Consider the following 20,337-nt stretch of genomic DNA (forward strand, 5'->3'; position numbering starts at 1 on the left):
CTGCCAGCATCGAGCGCATGGCATTCCTCACTGGCGACATCGTTCCCCTCAACCGCACCGAGCACGGCTACGCTGCCATCGAAGGGCTGGCGGCCACCATGGTCCAGCCCTACCTGATCCGGCTCGATGGCCCCGTGGACGCGGCCGAGGTGCGCCGTGTGATGCGCGAGCTGGTCACGGCCTACCCCAAGCTGCGCGCCAAGCTGGAGCCGGGCTGGCACCGCTACCACCTGCGCATCCTGCCCGATGACGACATCGTCGATCAGCTCTTCGACTGGGCCTTCCGCATCGACACCCAGGTGAACCTGGACGACCCCGAGCAGGTGGAGGCCTGGCAGCGCCAACTCATCAACGAGGTGCTGCCGCTGGAGCGTGGCCTGGGCCTGCGCGTGCGTTTTGCCCCGCACCCGCAGCAGCCTGCCTTGCTGTTCGGCGTGCCCCACATTCTGGCCGATGGCATGACCATGGTGCAGCTGGTGCGCCAGATCCTGCGCGGGCTTAATGGTCAGCCGCTGGAGGCCATGCCGCTGGAGGCCCCGGCCATGATCGGCTCGATCGCGCCGCATCGCTGGTGGCAGTGGCCGCGCCAGCTGCTGAAGGCACGCCAGCACAAGGTGGCCGAATCGCGTCGGCTCGCCACCTTGCACATCCAGCAGGTGCCCACGCGCCTAGGGCTGCACTATTCCACCACCGGTTTGCGCCTGTATGAGGCCTCAACCGGCACCGCCCCCTTGCGCGCCCTGGCTCGCCAGTCCGGCGTCTCGCTCAACACTTTGCTGATTGCCGCCCTGGCCCAGACCTTTCTGGAGCAGGCCCCCGACGACCCGCAGGCTGCCGCCGTCATCCGCATCTCGGTCAACCTGCGACGTTTCTATCCACCGGAGGCGGGCCACGGCCCGCTGTGGGGCAACCATGTCGGCGCTTGCCTGGTCATCGAGCAGGACGCGCACAAGCCCTGGCCCGAGCGGTTGCGCTCGGTGGACGCCAGCATCCGCGAAGGGCAGGCGCGCTACGAGCGCCGCGAGATGTGCTGGACCTATCTGTGGGACGAACTGGTGCCCTGGCTGGGCCGCACCCTCATTGGGCACATCGGTGTGCAACTCAAGCGTGCGCAGCGTTTCCCCGTCATCAGCTGTCATGCCACCAGCCTGGGCGATGCCAACGCCGTCAACGAGCCCGGCGCGCGCCTGCGTGCCGCACAGCTGTTCGGCGTGGTCAACAGCATCTCGCCGTTGCCCGTGCTCACCGAGATGAATGGCCGTCTGTTCGTGCCCACCGCCTGGCAGCTGTCGGAAACCACCTGTGCCGAGATGAGCGACTTCTTGCAGCGCTTCGACCGGACCTTGGCGGGCCTGGTGTCCGAAGCGGCTCCCCCTGCGCAGCCTTGAGGCGCCGCAGATCGCACCCTGGCGTTGCAAGAGGCGCCATGTCTTGCGACACTCACCCGGTGCCGGCGCGCGGGCGCGCCGTTGGCGCCAGGCGTGTTTTTACAGTCGACCCAATTCCGCGTACAGCGGTCGCGCGTCCATGCCGGGGCGCGGGTCCTCGCCGTAGCTCATCCAGAAGTTCTCCGATAGCAGCTTCTGGCGCTTGTAGCCGCGCGGTACCTCCACCAGCGGGTCGCCATGCACCACGGCCGTGGCCAGCGCGTCATAGCGCTGCCCCTGGTGGGTCATCACCCAGTCGATCAGCGCCTGGTACACAGCCGGGTCATCGCCCGCGATCAGCACGTTGTACAGCGTCAGGTAGTTCAGCGCGCCCCCAACGGGCGGTAGCTTGAAGCCCCCCACCAGCCCCACATACAGGTTGTAGAGCGGACGCAGGGCCTGCACCACCGGCTTGAAGCCCATCACCCGTGTCTGCTTGTAGGCCTTCTGGTCCCAGCCGGCCAGCATGCCGATCAGGGTGTCGCCGCGCCAGGCCAGCGCATAGTCGCTGATGCGCAGCCCCGCGTAATACGGGTCACCCGCCATCAGCTTCTGGAAATCGTAGACCGGGTAGCCGTGGCGACGCGGGGCCTCGCGGTCCTGAAAGGCCTGCATCTGCGGCGCATCGGCGGCCGTGGCCGCGCGGATCGTCACCCCGGCCGGGATGCGCGGCGCCTGCTTGCGCACAAAGAGGAAACTCGTCTCGATGGTGTGCGTCACCCAGTACTGAAACAGGATGCCATCGGCCATGTTGGCGGCCGCATCCAGCGGCGCCGTGTTGCCCTTGATGACCACGCCCTGCAGCAGATCATCGGTGTTGCGATGGCGCTTCTGCTCGGTGAACAACTGCCCCGCAATGCCGCGGCGCCGGTAAGCCGGGTCCACCCGCGTGTCGCCAGAGTAGTACACCCGCCTGGCTTGGCCACTGATGTAGAGCGTGCGCCCCGAGATCATCGTCAGGCCGGCCAGCACCTCCGGGCGTTCCGAGTCTTCGGCCACGGCCAGCACCTGCTCGTCACCGATCACCTGGGCGCCGACAAAGAAGTCGGGCTGGCGCTGAAAGCACAGCTCGGCCGGCCCGGGCATCGTGATCTTGCTGATGAGGTCGTGGATACGCGGGTTGTCCGACGGGGTGCCGAGGCGGATGGTGATGCTCATGAGGCGTGGGGGTGCAGCAAAAGGGAGAGGGTCAGACCATGTCCAGGGCTTGCCTCAAGGCGGCGGGGGCAGCGCCAGACCAGTGCCGCAGCGGCTCGATCTTGATGTTGCCCTCGATCATCCCGCGCTCACGGCATTGCGCCAGGTACAGGTCGCGCATGCGCGGCAGGGCCACGCAGGCGGCCGGTTGCAACTGGCCCAGGTCGCGGGCCAGCTTGTAGTGAAAGTGCTGTTGCAGCGCCTTCTCCACCTGATCGGCCAGGTCACGCTGCAAAGCCCCACGGGGCGCATCGGCCTGACACTCGACCAGCAAGGCGTAGCCGGGCGTGCGTCCACGCGCTTCGTCCAGCGCCAACAGCGTCACCGGCAAGGTCCCTTGCAGATTCAGCTCATCGATCACGGCCTGCGCGGTAGTGGCGCTGGTCTTCTCGCCCACCAGATCGACCCCATCGTTGCGCCCGAGGAAGGTGAAGCAAGGCACCTGGCCTAGCGGGGCTTCCACGCGCAACACGTCGCTCATCTGATACCGGGCCAGACCGCTGCCCGTGGTCAGCAGCGGGATCACGTCCTGCCCCTCGCGCAGCGCCCAAGGCGGCAGCACCCGGCCATCGTGGGCATCGATGAACTCGTAGACATGGCTCAGGTAGGCCAAGGGGTAGCGCCCCTGAAACGGAAACGTCACCACCCCTTCGGTGGCCCACAGCCCCTTGCCCTGGAAGCCCGCCTGCGGCAGTTGCGCCTGCAACTGGCGCGCCCACGGCGCAGCTGCTGCGGTGTCCCATGCGCTGATCACGTTCAGATTGGGCCACAGCTGCTGAAAGAAGTCGGGGTCCAGCCGGCCATCCCAGCCCTTCAGCAAACGGGCGGCACGCGCCGACGTCGGGCAGGGCAGGCCCGCCATCCGGGGCGCGCGCGCGCCCCAGTCGCCGCGCGACAAAGCGCTTGCCAGCTCCTCGCGCCAAGTCGCCATCTGCTCCAGCAAACCCAGGCCGAAGGTCGGGCTCCACACCGAGATGAAGCCCAGCGAGGCGTCCGAGGTCAGCCAGGCGATCGTGGCAAACAGCGAGTCCTCGGACGTCTCGGCCAGCGCGATCTCCTGCGGCGCCGCCTGCGTCAGATACGCCAGCAGGCGCTTGCCCCAGGACAGGATCTGCATGTCGTCATTGAGGTCGCCCGTGGTCTGGGCGCGCATCTCGGTGGGCACCCACGACAGCGACCAATAGTGCGTGCCGCTCCCTTGTCGCGGAAACTGCCGGTACAGATCGCTCACCCAGGCGCTGATGACCTCATCGAGCTCTTCCAGAAACAGCTTCGTGTACGGCACCCACTTCACCGCCGACGTCGAACCGCTCGTGGGCTGGTAGCGCATCACCGGCGAGTCGATCAGCAGGGCCTGCTGCGTCTCACGCTGGCGCGTGATTGTCGCGGCATGATCCGCGTAGTTGCTCACCGGCAGTTCGCGCGCGAACGTTTCCCAGGACCAGTCGGCACGGATGCCCCGCCGCTGCCCCTCGGGCGAGCGGGCCGCAGCGGCCAGCCAGCGTGTCAGCCGGGCGCGCTGCACGCCCTCCAGATCATGCAGGTGGCGCTCGAAGCGCCGACGTCCCGGTGCGACAAGTTGGCGCAGCAGCAGATGTCCAAGGGTGGTCCCGATCCCCATGCTCAGGATGCCCGCTGGCCATCCAGGGCGTCGTGCATCACGTCCGTGTCCTGCCAGGGCGTGGCCCTGGGCGAGGACGGCGCCAGATCCAGGCCGGCTGGCCGGTGCGTTCTCAGCACATGCTTGCGGAACCACTTCAGCGGCATGTCCACGCACGAGCGCAGCACGCTCTCGTAGTCACACGACCCCACGCAAGGCAACTCGGTGCCGCGGCGCCACTCCGGGTTGACCTGCTCGAAGAATGCAATGTGCGGGTTGGCGGCCTTCAACTCCGGTGTGATCTCGGCCACATCGCCCTTCAGCCGCACATAGTCATGGCCAAAGTCCAGCACCATCCGCTGACGGTCGAAGGCCTCCGGGAACAAGGCCTCGCAATACGCTTCGGTCACGTGGCGATAGCGCTCGTCGCCCCCCCGCACGTTCGGGTAATAGTTGTAGAAGTTGTTGGTCAGCAGCAGATAGGTCTTGTAGCCCTTGGAGATCAGGAACCAGTAGAAGGGCGTGAGCGGCTTCTTCAGTCGCTCGATCATGACGCGGCGGTGGAAGGTGGCTGCCAGCGCGTTGTTGCCCCAATACGCGGGCTCGATGATGGTGTCGCCGCTGAAGATGCCTCGCACGGCCCTGCCCTCCACCTGCAGATCGAAGCAGGTGAGTGTCGAAAAACCAACAACCTTGTCGTCCGACTTGCGCGTCACCAGAATCACGCCCGACTTCTGGCTCAGGTCATGCATGAACACATCCAGCGCCGTGTTCTCGTAGAACGAGGCATACAGGTCGTACATCTGCTTGATGTGCGTGACCGTGATGCCTTGTATCGGGCGGTAGAAGGTGTTGACGATTTCTTTGCGGGTTGTCGAAGACATGTCGGGATCTCCAGCTGGGTGCTGACATCGAGGGCGCCGGCAGAGGCCATCGACAGGGTTGCACTCAGCATGACGATCCCGCTTCGCGTCAGCCATCGGGCTTGCCCCAGGGCTTCCCCCGGATGGGGGGATCGCGGAACAGCCGCATTCGTGGGGCTGGCAGCAGCAAATCGGACGGGGCACTTGGAACCGTGCGGGTTACTGCGTATAATCTTTAGGTTTTGCCGACACCAGGGTCGGTGTGTTTGTGCCAGGTCGGTGCCAAAAGCGCCCCACCATCAGCTGTAGAGCGAGCGACATGTCAACGCCTCAAAGTCCCAGGCCACGAGGCGGCGAGAAAGCGGTACACGATACCGACTTCGATGTGTCCGACTGGTCCAAAGACATCGATCCACCTGTTGAGCCGCTGACGCGAGAAGAGGCGCAAGCCTTGCTCGCCAAGCACCCGTCAATGTCTGTGTGGCAGGTTCTGGCCGCGCAAACGCTGTTCGGTGTGTTGGTCGCGCTCATCTGGGGTGGGTTGTCGCGCGATGTGTCCGCCTTCTGGTCCTCGCTGTATGCGACGGCCGTGGTCGTGGTGCCCGGTCTGCTGATGGCGCGCGGGGTGTTCGGACGCAATGCGCGACGCGGGGTGGGGCGCCTTCTGATCTGGGAGGTGCTCAAGCTGGGCCTGATCTGTGCTCTGCTGGCCATGGCGCCTCAAGTGGTTCAGCCACTGAACTGGGCGGCGCTGCTGGTGACCTTGGTGCTGGTTTTGAAAGTTGTTGGGGTGGTGCTGCTCGTCGGGCAGCGCCGCTGTGAAAAATCTTGATTACGAGAGTTGCTGATGTCTGCTGACGCTGTCGCCGCTACGGCTGAACAAGCGGCCCACCACGGGCCAACCGCTCCGGAATACATCGGGCACCACTTGCGCCATCTGCAGAACCATGCAGAAGCGCAGTCTATTGTGGACTGGTCGTACATCAACCTCGACTCCATCTTCTGGGCTGCGGTCCTGGGGCTGTTGGCAGTCTTCGTGCTGTGGAAAGCGGCCAGCCGTGCCACCTCCGGCGTGCCGGGGCGTTTCCAGGCAGCGGTTGAAATGCTCGTCGAGTTGGTCGATACGCAAGCCAAGGGCATCGTTCCGAATGCCACCTCTCGCAAGGCCGTGGCCCCTGTGGCCCTGACTGTGTTCGTGTGGATCTTCTTCATGAACGCGATGGACTTGCTGCCCGTTGACCTGCTCCCCCGTCTGTGGGAAGAGTATTACAAGGTTTCCGGCCATGACCCGCACCACGCTTACATGCGTGTGGTGCCCACCGCCGACCTGTCCATCACCCTGGGCATGTCGATCTCCGTCCTGCTGATCTGCCTGTACTACAACATGAAGATCAAGGGCGTGGGCGGCTTCATCAAGGAACTGTTCACGGCGCCTTTCCATGCACACGGCGTGGGTGGCACGATCGCGCTGGCCTTGCCCAACTTCTTCCTCAATCTGGTGGAATTCGGTGCCAAGACGATCTCTCACGGCATGCGACTGTGGGGCAACATGTACGCTGGCGAATTGGTCTTCATGCTGATCGCCTTGCTGGGTGGCGCTGTTGGCGCGGCCCTGACCATGGGTGGCGCCGGCCTGTGGATCCTGGGTGTCCTGGCAGGCTCGGCCTGGGCCATCTTCCACATCCTGATCATTGCCCTCCAGGCCTTCATCTTCATGATGTTGACCCTGGTGTACATCGGTCAGGCACATCAAGGTCACTGATTTCGATCGGTGTGACCTGAACGAGTTTTTCTTTCCCTTTCCCTTTCCTTTCTTAACTTACCTTTCTTTTAGGAGCAATCATGGAACTGGTGTTGGCTAACGTCGCTATCGCTTGTGGTCTGATCATCGCACTGGGCGCCATCGGTGCTTGTATCGGTATCGCCCTGATGGGTGGCAAGTATTTCGAAGCAACCGCTCGTCAGCCTGAACTGATGAACGAACTGCAAACCAAGATGTTCCTGTTGGCCGGTCTGATCGACGCTGCCTTCCTGATCGGCGTGGGTATCGCCATGCTGTTCGCTTTCGCGAACCCGTTCATCGCCCCCCTGGCCAAGTAATCGGTCCCTTCTCGACTGAACATTTCAATTAACCGAGAAAGGTCCGAGCCGTGAATCTGAACGCAACATTGTTCGCGCAGATCGTGGTTTTCGGGATCCTGTGGTGGTTCACGATGAAATTCGTGTGGCCCCCGATCACGAAGGCACTCGACGAGCGCGCAACCAAGATCGCGGACGGTCTGGCTGCGGCTGACAAGGCAAAGCTGGAACTGGCGAACGCTAACAAAAGCGTCCAGGAACAGCTCAGCCAGTCCCGCGACGAAATCGCTCAACGCATTGCTGACGCTGAAAAGCGCGCAGCCACCATCGTCGACGACGCCAAAAAGCGTGCTGGCGACGAAGGTGCCAAGATCGTGGCTGATGCCAAGGCAGAAGCCGATCAACTGGCGACCCAAGCCCGTGAAGCCTTGCGTGAGCAAGTCGCTGGCCTGGCCGTCAAGGGTGCCGAGCAGATTCTGCGTCGTGAGGTCTCAGCCGAGGTCCATGCCGACCTGCTGAGCCGCCTGAAGTCGGAGCTGTGATCATGGCCGAGCTTGCCACCATCGCCCGTCCCTACGCCGAAGCCTTGTACAAGGCCACCTCCGAGGCTGAGCAATCAGTTTTGGTCGAGCAAGTGGGCGCGCTGGCTCAGATCGCTAGCGATCCTGAACTGCGTACCTTTGCTGACAACCCCCGTGCCACCGTGGACCAAATCTACGGCGTGATCACTGGGGCGGCCAAGGTGGCTTTGGCTCCGGCTGTGGCCAACTTCCTGCGTACCGTGCTGGACAACGGTCGTCTGGCGGCTTTGCCGCTGATGGCCGAGATGTTCCAGGCCCTCGTGCATGCCCGCCAGGGCGTGGCCGAAGCCCGCGTTTACAGCGCCTTCCCGATCTCCGAGGCCCAGTTGGCCGAGATCGTCGGGCCGCTGGAAAAGCGTTTCGGTCGCAAGCTGGAAGCCAAAGTTGAGGTCGATGCCGGCCTCATCGGCGGTGTGCGCGTGGTGGTCGGCGACGAGGTGCTCGACACCTCTGTCAAGGCCCGCCTCGAACGCATGAAGTCGGCTCTTCTGGCCTGATCCAGAGCCCCGGCCTCCATCCGAATAGTCGCTCAACCCTCTACCGGTGGTATTGCGCCACCGGTTGTTGTCAACGAGGTTTGCCTTCGTGCAGCCCTTGACCAGCCTGGGAGCAAAGCAATGCAACTGAATCCCGCAGAAATTTCCGAACTGATCAAGAGCCGCATCGAAGGTCTCGGCGCGGCTGCCGACATTCGCAACCAAGGTACCGTCATCTCCGTGACCGACGGTATCGTCCGCGTGCACGGCTTGTCCGATGCCATGCAAGGCGAAATGTTGGAGTTCCCCGCGGATGCCTCCGGCGTCCCCACCTACGGCCTGGCCCTGAACCTCGAGCGCGACTCTGTCGGCGCCGTGATTCTGGGGGCCTACGAGCACATCTCTGAAGGCGACGTCGTCAAGACGACCGGTCGCATCCTGGAAGTGCCCGTCGGCCCTGAGCTGATTGGTCGCGTGGTGAACCCTCTGGGTCAGCCCATCGACGGCAAGGGCCCGATCAACGCCAAGCTGACTTCTCCCATCGAGAAGATCGCTCCGGGCGTGATCGCGCGTCAATCCGTGGATCAACCCCTGCAGACCGGCATCAAGTCCATCGACTCGATGGTGCCCGTCGGCCGTGGTCAGCGCGAGCTGATCATTGGTGACCGCCAGACTGGCAAGACCGCTGTCGCCATCGACGCGATCATCAACCAGAAGGGCCAAGGCGTCACCTGTATCTACGTCGCTATCGGTCAGAAGGCTTCGTCGATCAAGAACGTCGTGCGTGCTCTGGAGCAAGCCGGCGCCATGGAATACACCATCGTCGTCGCCGCCACGGCCTCTGACTCGGCTGCCATGCAGTTCGTGTCGGCCTACTCCGGTTGCGCCATGGGCGAGTACTTCCGCGACCGCGGTCAAGACGCCCTGATCGTGTACGACGACCTGTCCAAGCAAGCCGTTGCCTACCGTCAAGTCTCGCTGTTGCTGCGTCGTCCGCCCGGCCGCGAAGCTTTCCCTGGCGACGTGTTCTATCTCCACAGCCGCCTGCTGGAGCGTGCCGCTCGCGTGAACGCCGACTACGTCGAAGCGTTCACCAACGGCGAAGTGAAGGGCAAGACCGGTTCCTTGACCGCCCTGCCTATCATTGAAACGCAAGCCGGTGACGTGTCCGCTTTCGTTCCGACCAACGTGATCTCGATCACCGACGGTCAGATCTTCCTGGAAACCAACCTGTTCAACGCTGGTATCCGTCCTGCGATCAACGCCGGTATCTCGGTGTCTCGCGTGGGTGGTGCCGCTCAGACCAAGGTCATCAAGAGCCTGTCCGGCGGTATCCGTACCGACCTGGCTCAGTACCGTGAACTGGCTGCGTTCGCGCAGTTCGCTTCCGATCTGGACGCTGCAACCCGCAAGCAACTGGACCGTGGTGCCCGTGTGACCGAGCTGCTGAAGCAGGCTCAGTACCAGCCTCTGTCGATTTCCCTGATGGGCGCAACGCTGTTTGCCGTCAACAAGGGTTACATGGACGACATCGAAGTCAAGCAAGTGCTGCCTTTCGAAGCTGGTCTGCACCAGTTCCTCAAGACCAGCCACGCCGCTTTGCTCGCCAAGATCGAAGAGAAGAAGGCCCTGGACAAGGACGCTGAAGCCGAACTGCAATCGGCCATCGTCGCGTTCAAGAAGACCTTCGCCTAAAGGAGCGCACCATGGCCGTAGGCAAGGAAATTCGCAACCAGATCAAGAGCGTCGAGAACACCAAGAAGATCACCAAGGCCATGGAAATGGTCGCGGCTTCGAAGATGCGCAAGGCGCAAGATCGCATGCTTGCGGCTCGTCCCTACGCTGAAAAGGTGCGCAACATCACGGCAAACTTGGCCAAGGCCAACCCCGAGTATGTCCACCCCTTCATGCTGCCCTCTGCGGGCGGCAAGAAGGTGGGCTTCATCGTGGTGAGCACAGACAAGGGTCTGTGCGGTGGCTTGAACACCAACGTCTTGCGTGCCGTGACCACCAAGCTCAAAGAGCTGGACGGTCAAGGCATCAAGGCGGACGTGGTCTCCATCGGCAACAAGGCCACGGGCTTTTTCAACCGCATTGGCGCCAACGTGGTCGCTCAAGTGGTCGGTCTGGGCGATACGCCCCACCTGGAAAAGCTCATTGGCCCGGTCAAGGTGCTGCTCGACGCTTACACCGCAGGCGAGTTGAGCGCTGTCTACCTGTGCTACACCCGCTTCATCAACACGATGAAGCAAGAAGCTCAGGTTCAACAGCTGCTGCCTTTGGCAGCCGACGAATTCGCGGGCGAAACGACTCATGCATGGGAATACATCTATGAGCCGGACGCCAAGCTGGTGATCGACGAGCTGATGACCCGTTTCGTTGAGGCGCTGGTGTACCAGGCAGTGGCAGAGAACATGGCTTCGGAGCAGTCGGCGCGCATGGTGGCCATGAAGGCCGCCACCGACAACGCTGGCAATGTGATCAAGGAACTGAAGCTGGTCTACAACAAGACCCGCCAAGCAGCGATCACGACCGAGCTGTCCGAGATCGTTGCCGGTGCGGCCGCGGTCTGATCCGAAGATTTTGAATTGATTGAAGGAACGAATAATGGCTGACACGCAAACAGTGGGCAAGATCGTTCAGTGCATTGGCGCCGTGGTGGACGTGGAGTTCCCGCGCGACCAGATGCCCAAGGTGTACGACGCCCTGAAGATGGACGGCTCCGCGCTGACCCTCGAAGTGCAACAGCAGTTGGGTGACGGCATCGTCCGTACCATCGCGCTGGGTTCGTCTGACGGCCTGCGCCGCGGCATGCAGGTGTTCAACACCAACGCTCAGATCACAGTGCCTGTGGGCACTGCGACCCTGGGCCGCATCATGGACGTCTTGGGTAACCCCATCGACGAACGTGGCCCCGTGGACCAGACTCAAACGGCTCAAATTCACCGTAAGGCTCCGGCCTACGACGAACTGTCGCCTTCGACCGAGCTGCTGGAAACCGGCATCAAGGTGATCGACCTGATCTCGCCTTTCGCCAAGGGCGGCAAGGTGGGTCTGTTCGGTGGCGCCGGTGTGGGCAAGACCGTGAACATGATGGAACTCATCAACAACATCGCGAAGGGCCACGGCGGTCTGTCGGTGTTCGCTGGTGTGGGTGAGCGTACCCGTGAAGGGAACGACTTCTATCATGAAATGTCGGACGCTGGCGTGGTGAAGCAGGACAACCTGTCTGAATCCAAGGTTGCCATGGTCTACGGCCAGATGAACGAGCCACCAGGAAACCGTCTGCGCGTGGCCCTGACCGGTCTGACGATGGCCGAAGCCTTCCGTGACGAAGGCAAGGACGTGCTGTTCTTCGTGGACAACATCTACCGCTACACCCTGGCCGGTACCGAAGTGTCCGCGCTGCTGGGTCGTATGCCTTCGGCTGTGGGCTATCAGCCGACGCTGGCCGAGGAAATGGGCCGTCTGCAAGAGCGCATCACCTCGACCAAGGTGGGCTCGATCACCTCGATCCAGGCCGTCTACGTCCCTGCGGACGACTTGACCGACCCGTCGCCTGCCACGACCTTTGCTCACTTGGACTCCACCGTCGTGTTGTCGCGTGACATCGCTTCGCTGGGTATCTACCCCGCTGTGGACCCGCTGGACTCGACCTCGCGTCAGCTGGACCCGCACGTGGTGGGTGAAGAGCACTACCAAGTGGCCCGCGCCGTGCAAAATACGCTGCAGCGCTACAAGGAACTGCGCGACATCATCGCCATTCTGGGCATGGACGAACTTGCTCCGGAAGACAAGCAACTGGTGGCCCGCGCTCGCAAGATCCAGCGCTTCCTGTCGCAGCCTTTCCACGTTGCCGAAGTGTTCACTGGCGCGCCTGGCAAGTATGTGCCTCTGAAGGAAACCATCCGTGGCTTCAAGATGATTGTGAACGGCGAGTGCGATGCACTGCCTGAGCAAGCGTTCTACATGGTCGGCACCATCGACGAAGCCTTCGAAAAGGCCAAGACGATCCAATAAGCGGCGCGTTTGGTCCTGACTCGGCGTTGCCGTGCTCGCCGTAGCCACGCTACGGCTGTGCGCGGCGCCTTGATTCAGAGCCAACCGCTTGCTTCTTGCACCGTTTTTGTTGGCCGTGTGAAAACTGTCTGTCAAGACGGTGCAAATCGTTGAACCTCATTTGAAAGCTCGATATGTCCACCATTCACGTTGATGTGGTTTCTGCCGAAGAGTTGATCTTTTCGGGCGAAGCCACGCTGGTGTCCCTGCCGGGTGAGGTGGGTGAGCTTGGCATCCTGCCGCGTCACACTCCGCTGATCACCCGTATCAAGCCGGGCGCCGTGCGCATCCAGCGCGCTGACAACAACGAAGAAGAGTTCGTCTTCGTGGCTGGCGGCATTCTGGAAGTGCAGCCTCATTGCGTGACCGTTCTGGCCGACACCGCCATCCGTGGCGCCGACCTGGACGAGGCCAAGGCCTCCGAAGCCAAGCGTTTGGCCGAAGAAGCCGTGCAGAACGCCAAGGGCGAACTGGACCTGGCCCGCGCGCAAAGCGAGTTGGCCGAACTGGTGGCTCAGTTGGCTGCCATCCGCCGCCTGCAACACAAGAAGTGATCCGCCGATGGGCCGGCTCTCCAGCTGCCCTCCGCACCGAAGCCCGCAGCTCATCCCTGCGGGCTTTTTTTGCATTCAGGGCTGGCGAGGGTGGCCATCCATGGCTTCGCGCGTGAGGTGCGCGGCTCGGTTTCTTGTGCAGCGCCTTGCCCTGCGCTTGGGGTGCGGCAAGGGGGTGACGAGGGTTATCCATTCGGGGCTTGATCCGATGGCCGATGACGCCTGGGCCTCTAAGCTGGGGTCAGGCAGGAATCGGAGGGTGTCAGCATGGCCGCGGTATTCATGGATGGGGCGTCGGAGCGCGTGCGCCGGTTGGGGTGGTTGCAGTACCCCGCGGTGTTTGCCGCCTTGCCATCGCCGTCGGCGATCCCGGCCGAGGTGGATTTTGGGGCGGAGTTTGTCGGCCCCGCGTGGCTGCGCCTGAGCGCAGGTCCGTCACTGAAGCTGACGGCTTTGGCAGGGTGGTGTGGCAAGCGGTTTGCCGACGGTCGGGCGGTGAACCTGTTGCGACCGCATCGCAACGGCCCCCTCCTGGTGTCGCTGGCCATGCAATCGGCACTGGCACCGTCGACCATCGATGGCCGGACCACCTTGCGACTTCAGTATCCCCGTGAGGCCGGTGTGCCGTGGCGATGGGCGGTGGACGAGTTGCGTCCCTTGGCCGATGGCGGCTGGTTGGGGATGATGCACCTGGAGTTGCCTTTGCTGCGGCGTCTGCATTTTCCGTTCTTGCTGACCCCCACCGAGCGGGCGTGACATGCAAGAGGTGGATTGCGTGGTGATTGGCTCGGGCTTTGGCGGGGCCGTGAGCGCCTTGCGCATGGCCGAGAAGGGCTATGGCGTGGTCCTGCTGGAGCAAGGCCGGCGCTTGCAGCGTGAAGACATCGAGGCCGGTGGCCGCAGCGTGCGTCGCCTGATCTGGGAGCCAGCGCTGGGTTTGAGGGGCTATTTTCGGCAGTGGATCTTCTCAGACGTGGCGGTGGTGGGTGGGGTGGCAGTGGGTGGCGGCAGTCAGGTGTTTGCCGGGGTGTTGCTGCGCCCGTCGTCGGCCACGTTTGCGTCGGTCGACTGGCCTCGGGCGGAGTCGAATTGGCTCAACGCCTTGGCGCCCCACTACGCGAGCGCCGAGCGGATGCTGGGGGCTGCGGCCAATCCGGCGCGCGGTCTGCAGGATCGGTGGTTGGATGAGACGGCCCAGGCCATGAAGGCCGGCGGCAGTTTTGGCGGGATCGCGTCACAGGCCATCTACTTTGGACAGCGTGGCGAAGGGGTGGACCCCTTCTTTGGTGGCGAGGGGCCCCAGCGGACGGGGTGCCAGCATTGCGGCGAGTGCCTGTCGGCATGCCGGCATGGCGCCAAGAACAGCCTGGACCTGAACTACCTGTATCTGGCGGAGAAGAAGGGCGCGCGCGTCGTGCCAGAGACGATGGTCACCGACATCGTGCCGCTGGCCGATGGGCGTTATCGGGTGCTTGTGCGGTCCAGTTTCGGCGGCGAGGCGCTGCCTGCCTATGTGGCCCGCAAGGTGATTGTGGCGGCAGGTGTCATCGGGACGGTGGACTTGCTGTCGCACTGCCGGGAGGTGTCGAAGTCCTTGCCCCGGCTCTCGGCGACGCTGGGACAGCGGGTGCGCACGAACAGCGAGTCGATCGTGGGCGTGTTGTTGCCACCGGGACAGGTGGCCAATGCGGATGGGGCGGCGATCACTTCGCACTTCTATCCGGATGTGGCCACGCACATCACGCAGAACCGCTTTCCGGCCAGCTTTGCCTACATGCGCTGGACCTGTGGGCCGCTGGTGGCGGCGACCACGCCCACGGCACGGCGTTGGCAGACGCTGGGGGCCATGCTGCGCCAGCCCGGACGGGTCTGGCGCAACTGGGCGGCCCGCGACTGGCCCGCACGGGCGGTGATGCTGACGGTGATGCAGAACGTGGACACGCAACTGGCGCTGGTGCGGGCGCGTCACCCCTTGCTGCCTTGGCGAACCCGTTTGACGACCCGTCGCCCAGCGGGGGCGCACTCCCTGGCCTTCATCCCGCAGGCTTTGCAGGCGGCGCAGCAGCTGGCGCAGGTCACGGGCGGGGAGGCGATCTGTCCTTTGCTGGAGAGTGTCGGCAACAAGGCGGTGACCGCGCACGTCCTCGGTGGGGCGGTGGTGGCCGACAGCCCGGCGCAGGGCGTGATCGACCATCGTCACGAGGTCTTTGGTTATCCCGGGCTGTATGTGGTCGATGGCTCAGCGGTGCCGGCCAACCTGGGCGTGAACCCAAGTTTGACGATCACGGCGCTGGCGGAGCGGGCGATGAGCCTGATGCCGGCGCGCGAGCGCCACTGAGTCTCAGATCACGTCGGGCGGTGGGCGGCGTTGCAGCACGCCAATCGGCGGGGCCCAGCGTGCGCCCTTGGGCTTCTTGGCCGTGACAAGGGTGACGTCGGCTGGCTCGAACACCTCGACGTTGTGCGTGATGGGTGTGGTGAGCACGTACTGCGCGCGCGTGGAGCGCAGGAAGTGGCCGACGAGCTGGATGTTGCGCACGTCCAGGTGGGCGAAGGGTTCATCGATGAAGACGAAGCCGCCGGTGCTTTCGTCGTCCTTCATCAGGCCCACGAGCAGGATCAGGGACTTGATGACCTGTTGGCCGCCGGACGCTTCGCCGTCGTTGAGGCCGATGCTGCCTTTGCCGTCGAAGTTGAAGTGCACCTTGAGTTCGGCCTGGCGCAGCAGACCGTCGTCGCCATCGAGGTGCGGCATCTCGGCGTTGACCTCGACGCCGGCGAGGTGGCCCAGTTCGATGATGTTCTTGCGGTAGCGGCGCACGGTGACCTTGAGCACGTCGGTGTAGCGCGCGCGGGCGTTGTCGACGGCGATGGCGGCAGCGGCGTTGCTGGCCTTGCGCTGGTTGAGCTCGTCTTCCTGGCGCAGCACGTTGGCGTTCATCAGCGTGAGTTGCTCCAGCACGGTGGGGTCGGTTTCCCATTGGCCTTCGTTGAGCTCGCGGTCGACCGCCTCAGCGCGCAGGCGGGCCTGGGTGACGTTGCCGTACTTGCCTTGCATCTCGGTGATGCGGGCCGGTTCACGCCAGCGGCGGGGCAATTGCAGCTTGACTTCGCGCGACATGAGGGCCTGGGCCATGATGTCGTCAAAGCGGATCTGCCAGTCGCGTTCGTGCTGGGCGCTGCGGCTCTCCAGGTGAGCCAGTCGCTCTTGCGCCTGCTTGTAGGCGTGCTGGGCGTTGGTCTGCGACACCACCGCGTGCTTGAGCTGGGCTTCGGCCTGTTGCCAGCGCTCGCCGGCTTGCATGCGGGCATGTTTGAGCGTGGGCAGTTGTTCGCGGGCCTCGTGGAACTCGGCGGCACGGTCGGCCAGTTCGGCCGCAGCGGTGAAGCCCTGCGCAGCCTTGCGGGCGTCCTGCAGCTGGCGGTCGAAGAAGGCCTGGTCGCGCACCAGGCGGGTCATCTCTTCGTCGAGCTGGGCCAGGCGGGCTTCGATGGACTGGCGACGGCCCGCGATGGCTGCGGCGCCGAACTGGTGCTGACCGGGATCGACCCAGACCGAGCGGCCGCCGCGGTTGTCGCGGTGGTAGGCCTCGGGGGTGATCCATTCGCCACCGACCTTGACGCCGGCTTCGGTGCTGGCGACGCGGCGGATGTTCGACAGCTGGCGCAGCAGCCAGCGCGGTGCGGGCGCCGAGAATTTCAGGACGGCCAGCAGGCTGTCGGGATCAGGTTGGGCGGGCGCGTCTTCGGCGTCGGCGACGATGTAGTGGCGGAAGCGCTCTTTCTCGGCCAGGGCCATGGCCTGGGCTTCGTGGCCCGGCTTGGCCAGCACCACGACCCAGCGGCTGCCACGCAGCACGCCTTCGGCCGCGGCGCGCCATTTCTCGTCGCTGATCTCGATGATGTCGGCGATGAGGTGGTGGGCGATGCCAGCCTCCGCAAGGGTGCGGGTGAAGCGGGCCACCTCGGGGGGCGGCGGGGCCTGGCGCTGGCCTTTGAGGGCGTCGTAGGCGCGCTGGGCGTCGTCACGCTGGTCCTTGAGGCGCTGCCACTGGGTGGCGAGCTTTTGCTTGTGTTCGCTGAGCTCGGTGATGCGGGTGGTGAGCTTGTCGGCGTCGCCTTCGACCACGGCCAGGCCTTGCAGCTCGTCGGCGCGTTTGACCAGGGTTTCGACGGGGCGCTCGGCGTCGCGGGCTTCTTCCTGCAGGCGGCGGGCGGTGCGGACCTGGGCTTCGAGCTCTTCGACGCGGGCGGCGGCATCGGTCTGGTCCTGCAGGCGTTGCAGCAGCTCGGCCTTGACCTGGGCGTGCTGGCGTCGGTCGTCTTGCGATTGCAGGCGCTGGCGGTGCAGTTCACGCAGTTTGCCCGCGAGCACCCGGCGGGTCTCGTGGCTGCTCAGCACGGGCACGACCTCGGTGGCGAGGGTTTCGCGCTCCTGGCACTTGAGCTCGTACTGGCGATAGGAGTTGACGCGGATTTCAAGCTCGGCGCGCTGGGCCTTGCCGTGCGAGAGTTCGCGCTCGGCGGCTTCGACCTCTTGGCTGAGCTGACGCTGGTGGTTGCGCGCTTCGTCGTAGCGGTCGAGCACGTCCTGGTCACCGAAGACGTCGAAGACCAGCTTGAGCAGCTCCTTGGGGCTGTATTCGCACAGGCGGTCGGTCTGGCCTTGCTCGAGCGCGAGGACCTTGGCGATGGCCCGCGACAGGCCCGCGCCTTCGAGGCGTTTGCGCCAGTTGTCGATGCCCAGCCAGTCTTTGTCGTTGCGCTCGATCAGCTGTTCGATCGAGACATCGCCTTCGACCATGATGTAGCGGCGCGTCCAGTCGCCGCCGTTGCGGTCGATGCGGCAGACGAGGGTGACGACGTCGCTGTAGAGCAGGCAGCGGGCAAACGGGCGGTTGGAGGACTGGCGGTTGCGCGGTCGGTTGTCGACGGTGGCGCGCAGCCAGGCGCTGTCGGCGTTGGCGTGGCGGGCGTAGGTCTTGTAGTTGCGCCCGCCCGAGCAGTCCAGGCCCAGCAGGGTGCGCATGGCGTCGAGCAGGGTGGTCTTGCCCGAGCCGTTGGGGCCGGCGACGGTGATGATGCTGCCGTCGAGCGGCAGGGTCAGGCGCTGGCAGTAGTCCCAGTGCAGCAGTTCGAGGCTTTGCAGGTGAAACATTCGGGTCAGGCCTCGTCGGGGTCGGCAGATTTCAAGGGCTCAGTGGGTGAGCCTGTGGTGGCGCGCGTGTCGGGATGGTCGGCGTGGGCGTCGTCGTGATCGCTACCATTGCCTGCATCGTCGGCCAGCAGAGCGGCGTCTTCGGCGAGCTCGTCGTCGGTGGGCAGCTCTTCCAGCGGGGGCTGGGTGAGGGCCAGGGGCAGGTTGCCGGCGAGCTGTTTGGCCTGCGCCAGCACGTCGCCCAGGGCGCCTTGCAGGATGCGCTGGGCGAGGGCGTCGTAGTCGAGCAGCAGGTCGAGCAGGGGGCCTTCGGCGATGTCTTCGCCCTTGCGGACGATGAAGCCGTGGTTTTCCAGGCGTTTGAGGTTGGCGTCCAGGCGGGTTTTCTTGCCGAGTTGCACGCCGAAGTCTGCGAGCAGGGCGCGGTAGGAGACCAGCGGGCTGACGCTGGCAGCGGTGGGCAGCGGGCGGTCCTTGCCGAACATGTCGTTCTGGTCGTCACCCTGGGCGTTGGCGGCGCGGGCGGCCTGGCGTTCGCGCTTGGGCAGCACGATGAGGGACCACAGCACCACGAGCAGCGAGACGGCGTCGCGCGGCAGGTCGATGTTGTTGTGGCTGTTGAGGCCGGCTTCGCCGAACACGGCCGTTTCAGCTGGGCGCAGCAGGGCGACGCTGACGTGGTCGGCGTAGAGGTTGTCGATCAGGCGCAGGCCGACCTGGGCCAGGCGGTCTTGGGTGGCAGCCCACAGGTCGGCGTCGATCAGGGCGCGCTTGACCTTGGGGTGCTGGCGGGGGAGCCAGCGGCGGGCCAGCAGTTCGGCGGCCAGCAGGGCCGCGTCGTCCAGTTGAGAGCTCATGGGGGCGTGGGGGTGTCGTCAACGGGGCGGGGGCAGATCAGGCCTTCGCTGATCAGGGCCACGGCCTCGTCTTGGGTCGGGAGGTGGCGGGGGCTGGCCTGCCACTGCCAGGGGGCGCGGGCGAGGTCGCCGGTGGCGCCTTTGAGGGTCTGGGCTTGCGCATCGCCGAGCAGGGGCATGAGCTGCAGGCGGTAGGCGGCCTGGGCGAAACGGCCGCCCAGGATGGCCTCGTGCAGCGGGCGGGTACCGGGCGGGGGCGCGTTCTCGTCGGTGGGGTCGCTCTGCGGGGGCAGTTCGCTGAGCTGTTCGGACCAGCGGTCCAGCAGGTGGATGAGGCCGTTGAGTTCGGGTGGCAGGCTGAGGGTGTCGAGCGTGCCAGCGGCGGCCTCGGCGGGCGGGGGCAGGCCCACGCTGCGCTCGGGGTCGGGGCGGTCGCGCTCGAATTCGCCTTCGGCCACGTCGATGAGGTCGTGCGGGCTGACGAAGACCGGGCGCACGGGCACGGCCAGGGCTTCGCCCATCAGCTCGTGGAGCGCGGGGTGGGCGCGCAGCCACGCACGCACGTCCGACGTGGTCAGGCCGGTGGAGCCGAGGGTGACGCGCTGGCGGTCGGCCTGTTGCAGGGCGCGCGTGAACTGGCTGGCCATGGACAGCAGGCGGGCCTGCTCCTGCCCGATGGCGCGGGCTTCGCGTTCCAGGCGCGGGTCTTCGTGGTCGGCGCGGATCAGGGCGGTGAGGGCCTGGCCGGCGCGGTCGACCAGTTGCAGGGCGCGGTCAAAGCGCGGCTGGGCGGTGCGCAGCTGGGCTTCGGAGCCACTGGCGATGGCCTCGGCGAACTCGTCGTGCAGGCGGGCCAGCGAGGCGTGCAGGTGGCGCAGCTGGTTGGCGTTGACCAGGCCGAGTTGCTGGGCGCCGGCGACCTGGGCCAGCAGGGGGGCCATCTCGTCGTCCTCGTCCGCCGTGGGCGGGGTGGTCAGCGGCGCGAGCAGACCCTGAACCTGCTGGGCCAGCGGGGGCAGTTGGTAGTCTTGCGCGGTGGCGTCCCAGGCCAGCAGGTGCAGGTCGCGCAGGCGCTTGAGCACGGTCTCCAGCGCCTCGGGCCAGACGGCGTGGAAGAGCTGCTGGATGTCTTCGCGCGAGAGGCGGGCCTGGGGTTGGCTGCACAGCTCCATGAGGCACCACAGGCGCAGCTGGACCATGGCGGCGGGGCCGTGAAAGAGGCCGCGCAGGGCGTCGAGCAGCTCGGTGCGCGCGCCCAGCGCCCAGGCCAGAGGCTGGCTGGGGGGGAAGTCGGGGTCGCGGAAGTAGCTCTCGAAGCTGGGGCTGTCGGGCGACTCGGCGTGCGGAGGGCCTGCACGCTCGGGGCGCAGCACGTCGGGAAGGGGCGCTTCGGTCATCCTGCCATTTTGCCGGATGGGAAGGCCCCCGCCATCCGGCACCGCCCACCCCTTGGTAAGGGGACGTCACACCGCTGTGGGGCGGGGCG

At 65.1% G+C, this 20,337-nt stretch carries 17 protein-coding genes and 1 pseudogene; 12 read left to right on the top strand and 6 right to left on the bottom strand.

What is annotated here, in order from left to right:
• Positions 1–17 precede the first annotated feature (17 nt).
• Entirely contained in the window at positions 18–1,388 is a 1,371-nt protein-coding gene (locus tag AC3WW4_RS03040) for a hypothetical protein (protein ID WP_488826916.1), read from the top strand.
• 99 nt (positions 1,389–1,487) lie between these two features.
• On the opposite strand, the gene AC3WW4_RS03045 is transcribed toward AC3WW4_RS03040, so the two are convergent.
• The 3 genes from AC3WW4_RS03045 to AC3WW4_RS03055 are packed head-to-tail and all read right to left on the bottom strand — an operon-like array spanning position 1,488 to position 5,108.
• Positions 1,488–2,585, bottom strand: coding sequence for a GNAT family N-acetyltransferase (locus AC3WW4_RS03045; RefSeq protein WP_488826917.1), 1,098 nt, complete (start codon positions 2,583–2,585; stop codon positions 1,488–1,490).
• Positions 2,586–2,616: 31 nt separating this feature from the next.
• Positions 2,617–4,245: a GH3 family acyl-acid amido synthetase gene (locus AC3WW4_RS03050; RefSeq protein ID WP_488826918.1), complete on the bottom strand. Its 1,629-nt coding sequence runs from the start codon at positions 4,243–4,245 to the stop codon at positions 2,617–2,619.
• A gap of 2 nt (positions 4,246–4,247) precedes the next feature.
• Positions 4,248–5,108 carry a hypothetical protein gene (locus AC3WW4_RS03055; RefSeq protein ID WP_488826919.1) on the bottom strand — a complete coding sequence of 287 codons (861 nt, stop codon included), beginning with the start codon at positions 5,106–5,108 and terminating at the stop codon, positions 4,248–4,250.
• Between the two features lie 298 nt (positions 5,109–5,406).
• Between AC3WW4_RS03055 and AC3WW4_RS03060 the strand changes: the two genes are divergently transcribed.
• The 11 genes from AC3WW4_RS03060 to AC3WW4_RS03110 all read left to right on the top strand — a co-directional run bounded on the left by AC3WW4_RS03060 (position 5,407) and on the right by AC3WW4_RS03110 (position 15,174).
• Positions 5,407–5,919 (top strand): ATP synthase subunit I, encoded by a 513-nt coding sequence (locus AC3WW4_RS03060; RefSeq protein WP_488826920.1) that lies wholly within the window; start codon positions 5,407–5,409, stop codon positions 5,917–5,919.
• A 15-nt stretch (positions 5,920–5,934) separates the two neighbouring features.
• Positions 5,935–6,849 (top strand): F0F1 ATP synthase subunit A, encoded by a 915-nt coding sequence (gene atpB / locus AC3WW4_RS03065; RefSeq protein WP_488826921.1) that lies wholly within the window; start codon positions 5,935–5,937, stop codon positions 6,847–6,849.
• Between the two features lie 80 nt (positions 6,850–6,929).
• Positions 6,930–7,187: a F0F1 ATP synthase subunit C gene (gene atpE, locus AC3WW4_RS03070; protein ID WP_488826923.1), complete on the top strand. Its 258-nt coding sequence runs from the start codon at positions 6,930–6,932 to the stop codon at positions 7,185–7,187.
• A gap of 50 nt (positions 7,188–7,237) precedes the next feature.
• Positions 7,238–7,708, top strand: a complete 471-nt coding sequence (locus AC3WW4_RS03075) for a F0F1 ATP synthase subunit B (RefSeq protein WP_488826924.1) — start codon at positions 7,238–7,240, stop codon at positions 7,706–7,708.
• Positions 7,709–7,710: 2 nt separating this feature from the next.
• Positions 7,711–8,244 carry a F0F1 ATP synthase subunit delta gene (locus tag AC3WW4_RS03080; protein ID WP_488826925.1) on the top strand — a complete coding sequence of 178 codons (534 nt, stop codon included), beginning with the start codon at positions 7,711–7,713 and terminating at the stop codon, positions 8,242–8,244.
• Positions 8,245–8,364: 120 nt separating this feature from the next.
• Positions 8,365–9,918 (top strand): F0F1 ATP synthase subunit alpha, encoded by a 1,554-nt coding sequence (atpA, locus tag AC3WW4_RS03085; protein ID WP_488826926.1) that lies wholly within the window; start codon positions 8,365–8,367, stop codon positions 9,916–9,918.
• An 11-nt stretch (positions 9,919–9,929) separates the two neighbouring features.
• Positions 9,930–10,796: a F0F1 ATP synthase subunit gamma gene (atpG, locus tag AC3WW4_RS03090; RefSeq protein WP_488826927.1), complete on the top strand. Its 867-nt coding sequence runs from the start codon at positions 9,930–9,932 to the stop codon at positions 10,794–10,796.
• Positions 10,797–10,830: 34 nt separating this feature from the next.
• Positions 10,831–12,243 (top strand): F0F1 ATP synthase subunit beta, encoded by a 1,413-nt coding sequence (gene atpD, locus AC3WW4_RS03095; RefSeq protein ID WP_488826928.1) that lies wholly within the window; start codon positions 10,831–10,833, stop codon positions 12,241–12,243.
• Between the two features lie 173 nt (positions 12,244–12,416).
• Positions 12,417–12,836, top strand: coding sequence for a F0F1 ATP synthase subunit epsilon (locus tag AC3WW4_RS03100; protein ID WP_428020603.1), 420 nt, complete (start codon positions 12,417–12,419; stop codon positions 12,834–12,836).
• 267 nt (positions 12,837–13,103) lie between these two features.
• Complete coding sequence (locus AC3WW4_RS03105) at positions 13,104–13,592, top strand: hypothetical protein (RefSeq protein ID WP_488826929.1); 489 nt, start codon at positions 13,104–13,106, stop codon at positions 13,590–13,592.
• Position 13,593: 1 nt separating this feature from the next.
• Complete coding sequence (locus AC3WW4_RS03110) at positions 13,594–15,174, top strand: GMC oxidoreductase (protein ID WP_488826930.1); 1,581 nt, start codon at positions 13,594–13,596, stop codon at positions 15,172–15,174.
• 3 nt (positions 15,175–15,177) lie between these two features.
• Here AC3WW4_RS03110 and AC3WW4_RS03115 read toward each other — a convergent pair whose 3' ends face one another.
• The 3 genes and pseudogenes from AC3WW4_RS03115 to AC3WW4_RS03125 form a co-directional block, all read right to left on the bottom strand.
• Positions 15,178–17,994 (bottom strand): ATP-binding protein, encoded by a 2,817-nt coding sequence (locus tag AC3WW4_RS03115; RefSeq protein WP_488826931.1) that lies wholly within the window; start codon positions 17,992–17,994, stop codon positions 15,178–15,180.
• 218 nt (positions 17,995–18,212) lie between these two features.
• Positions 18,213–18,851: pseudogene (locus tag AC3WW4_RS03120) on the bottom strand (hypothetical protein); the annotation flags it as partial.
• Positions 18,848–20,248, bottom strand: coding sequence for a hypothetical protein (locus tag AC3WW4_RS03125; RefSeq protein ID WP_488826933.1), 1,401 nt, complete (start codon positions 20,246–20,248; stop codon positions 18,848–18,850). The gene AC3WW4_RS03125 and the pseudogene AC3WW4_RS03120, both read right to left, overlap by 4 nt.
• Between the last annotated feature and the right edge of the window lie 89 nt (positions 20,249–20,337).

This window comes from Aquabacterium sp. TM01 (genome assembly GCF_057808345.1).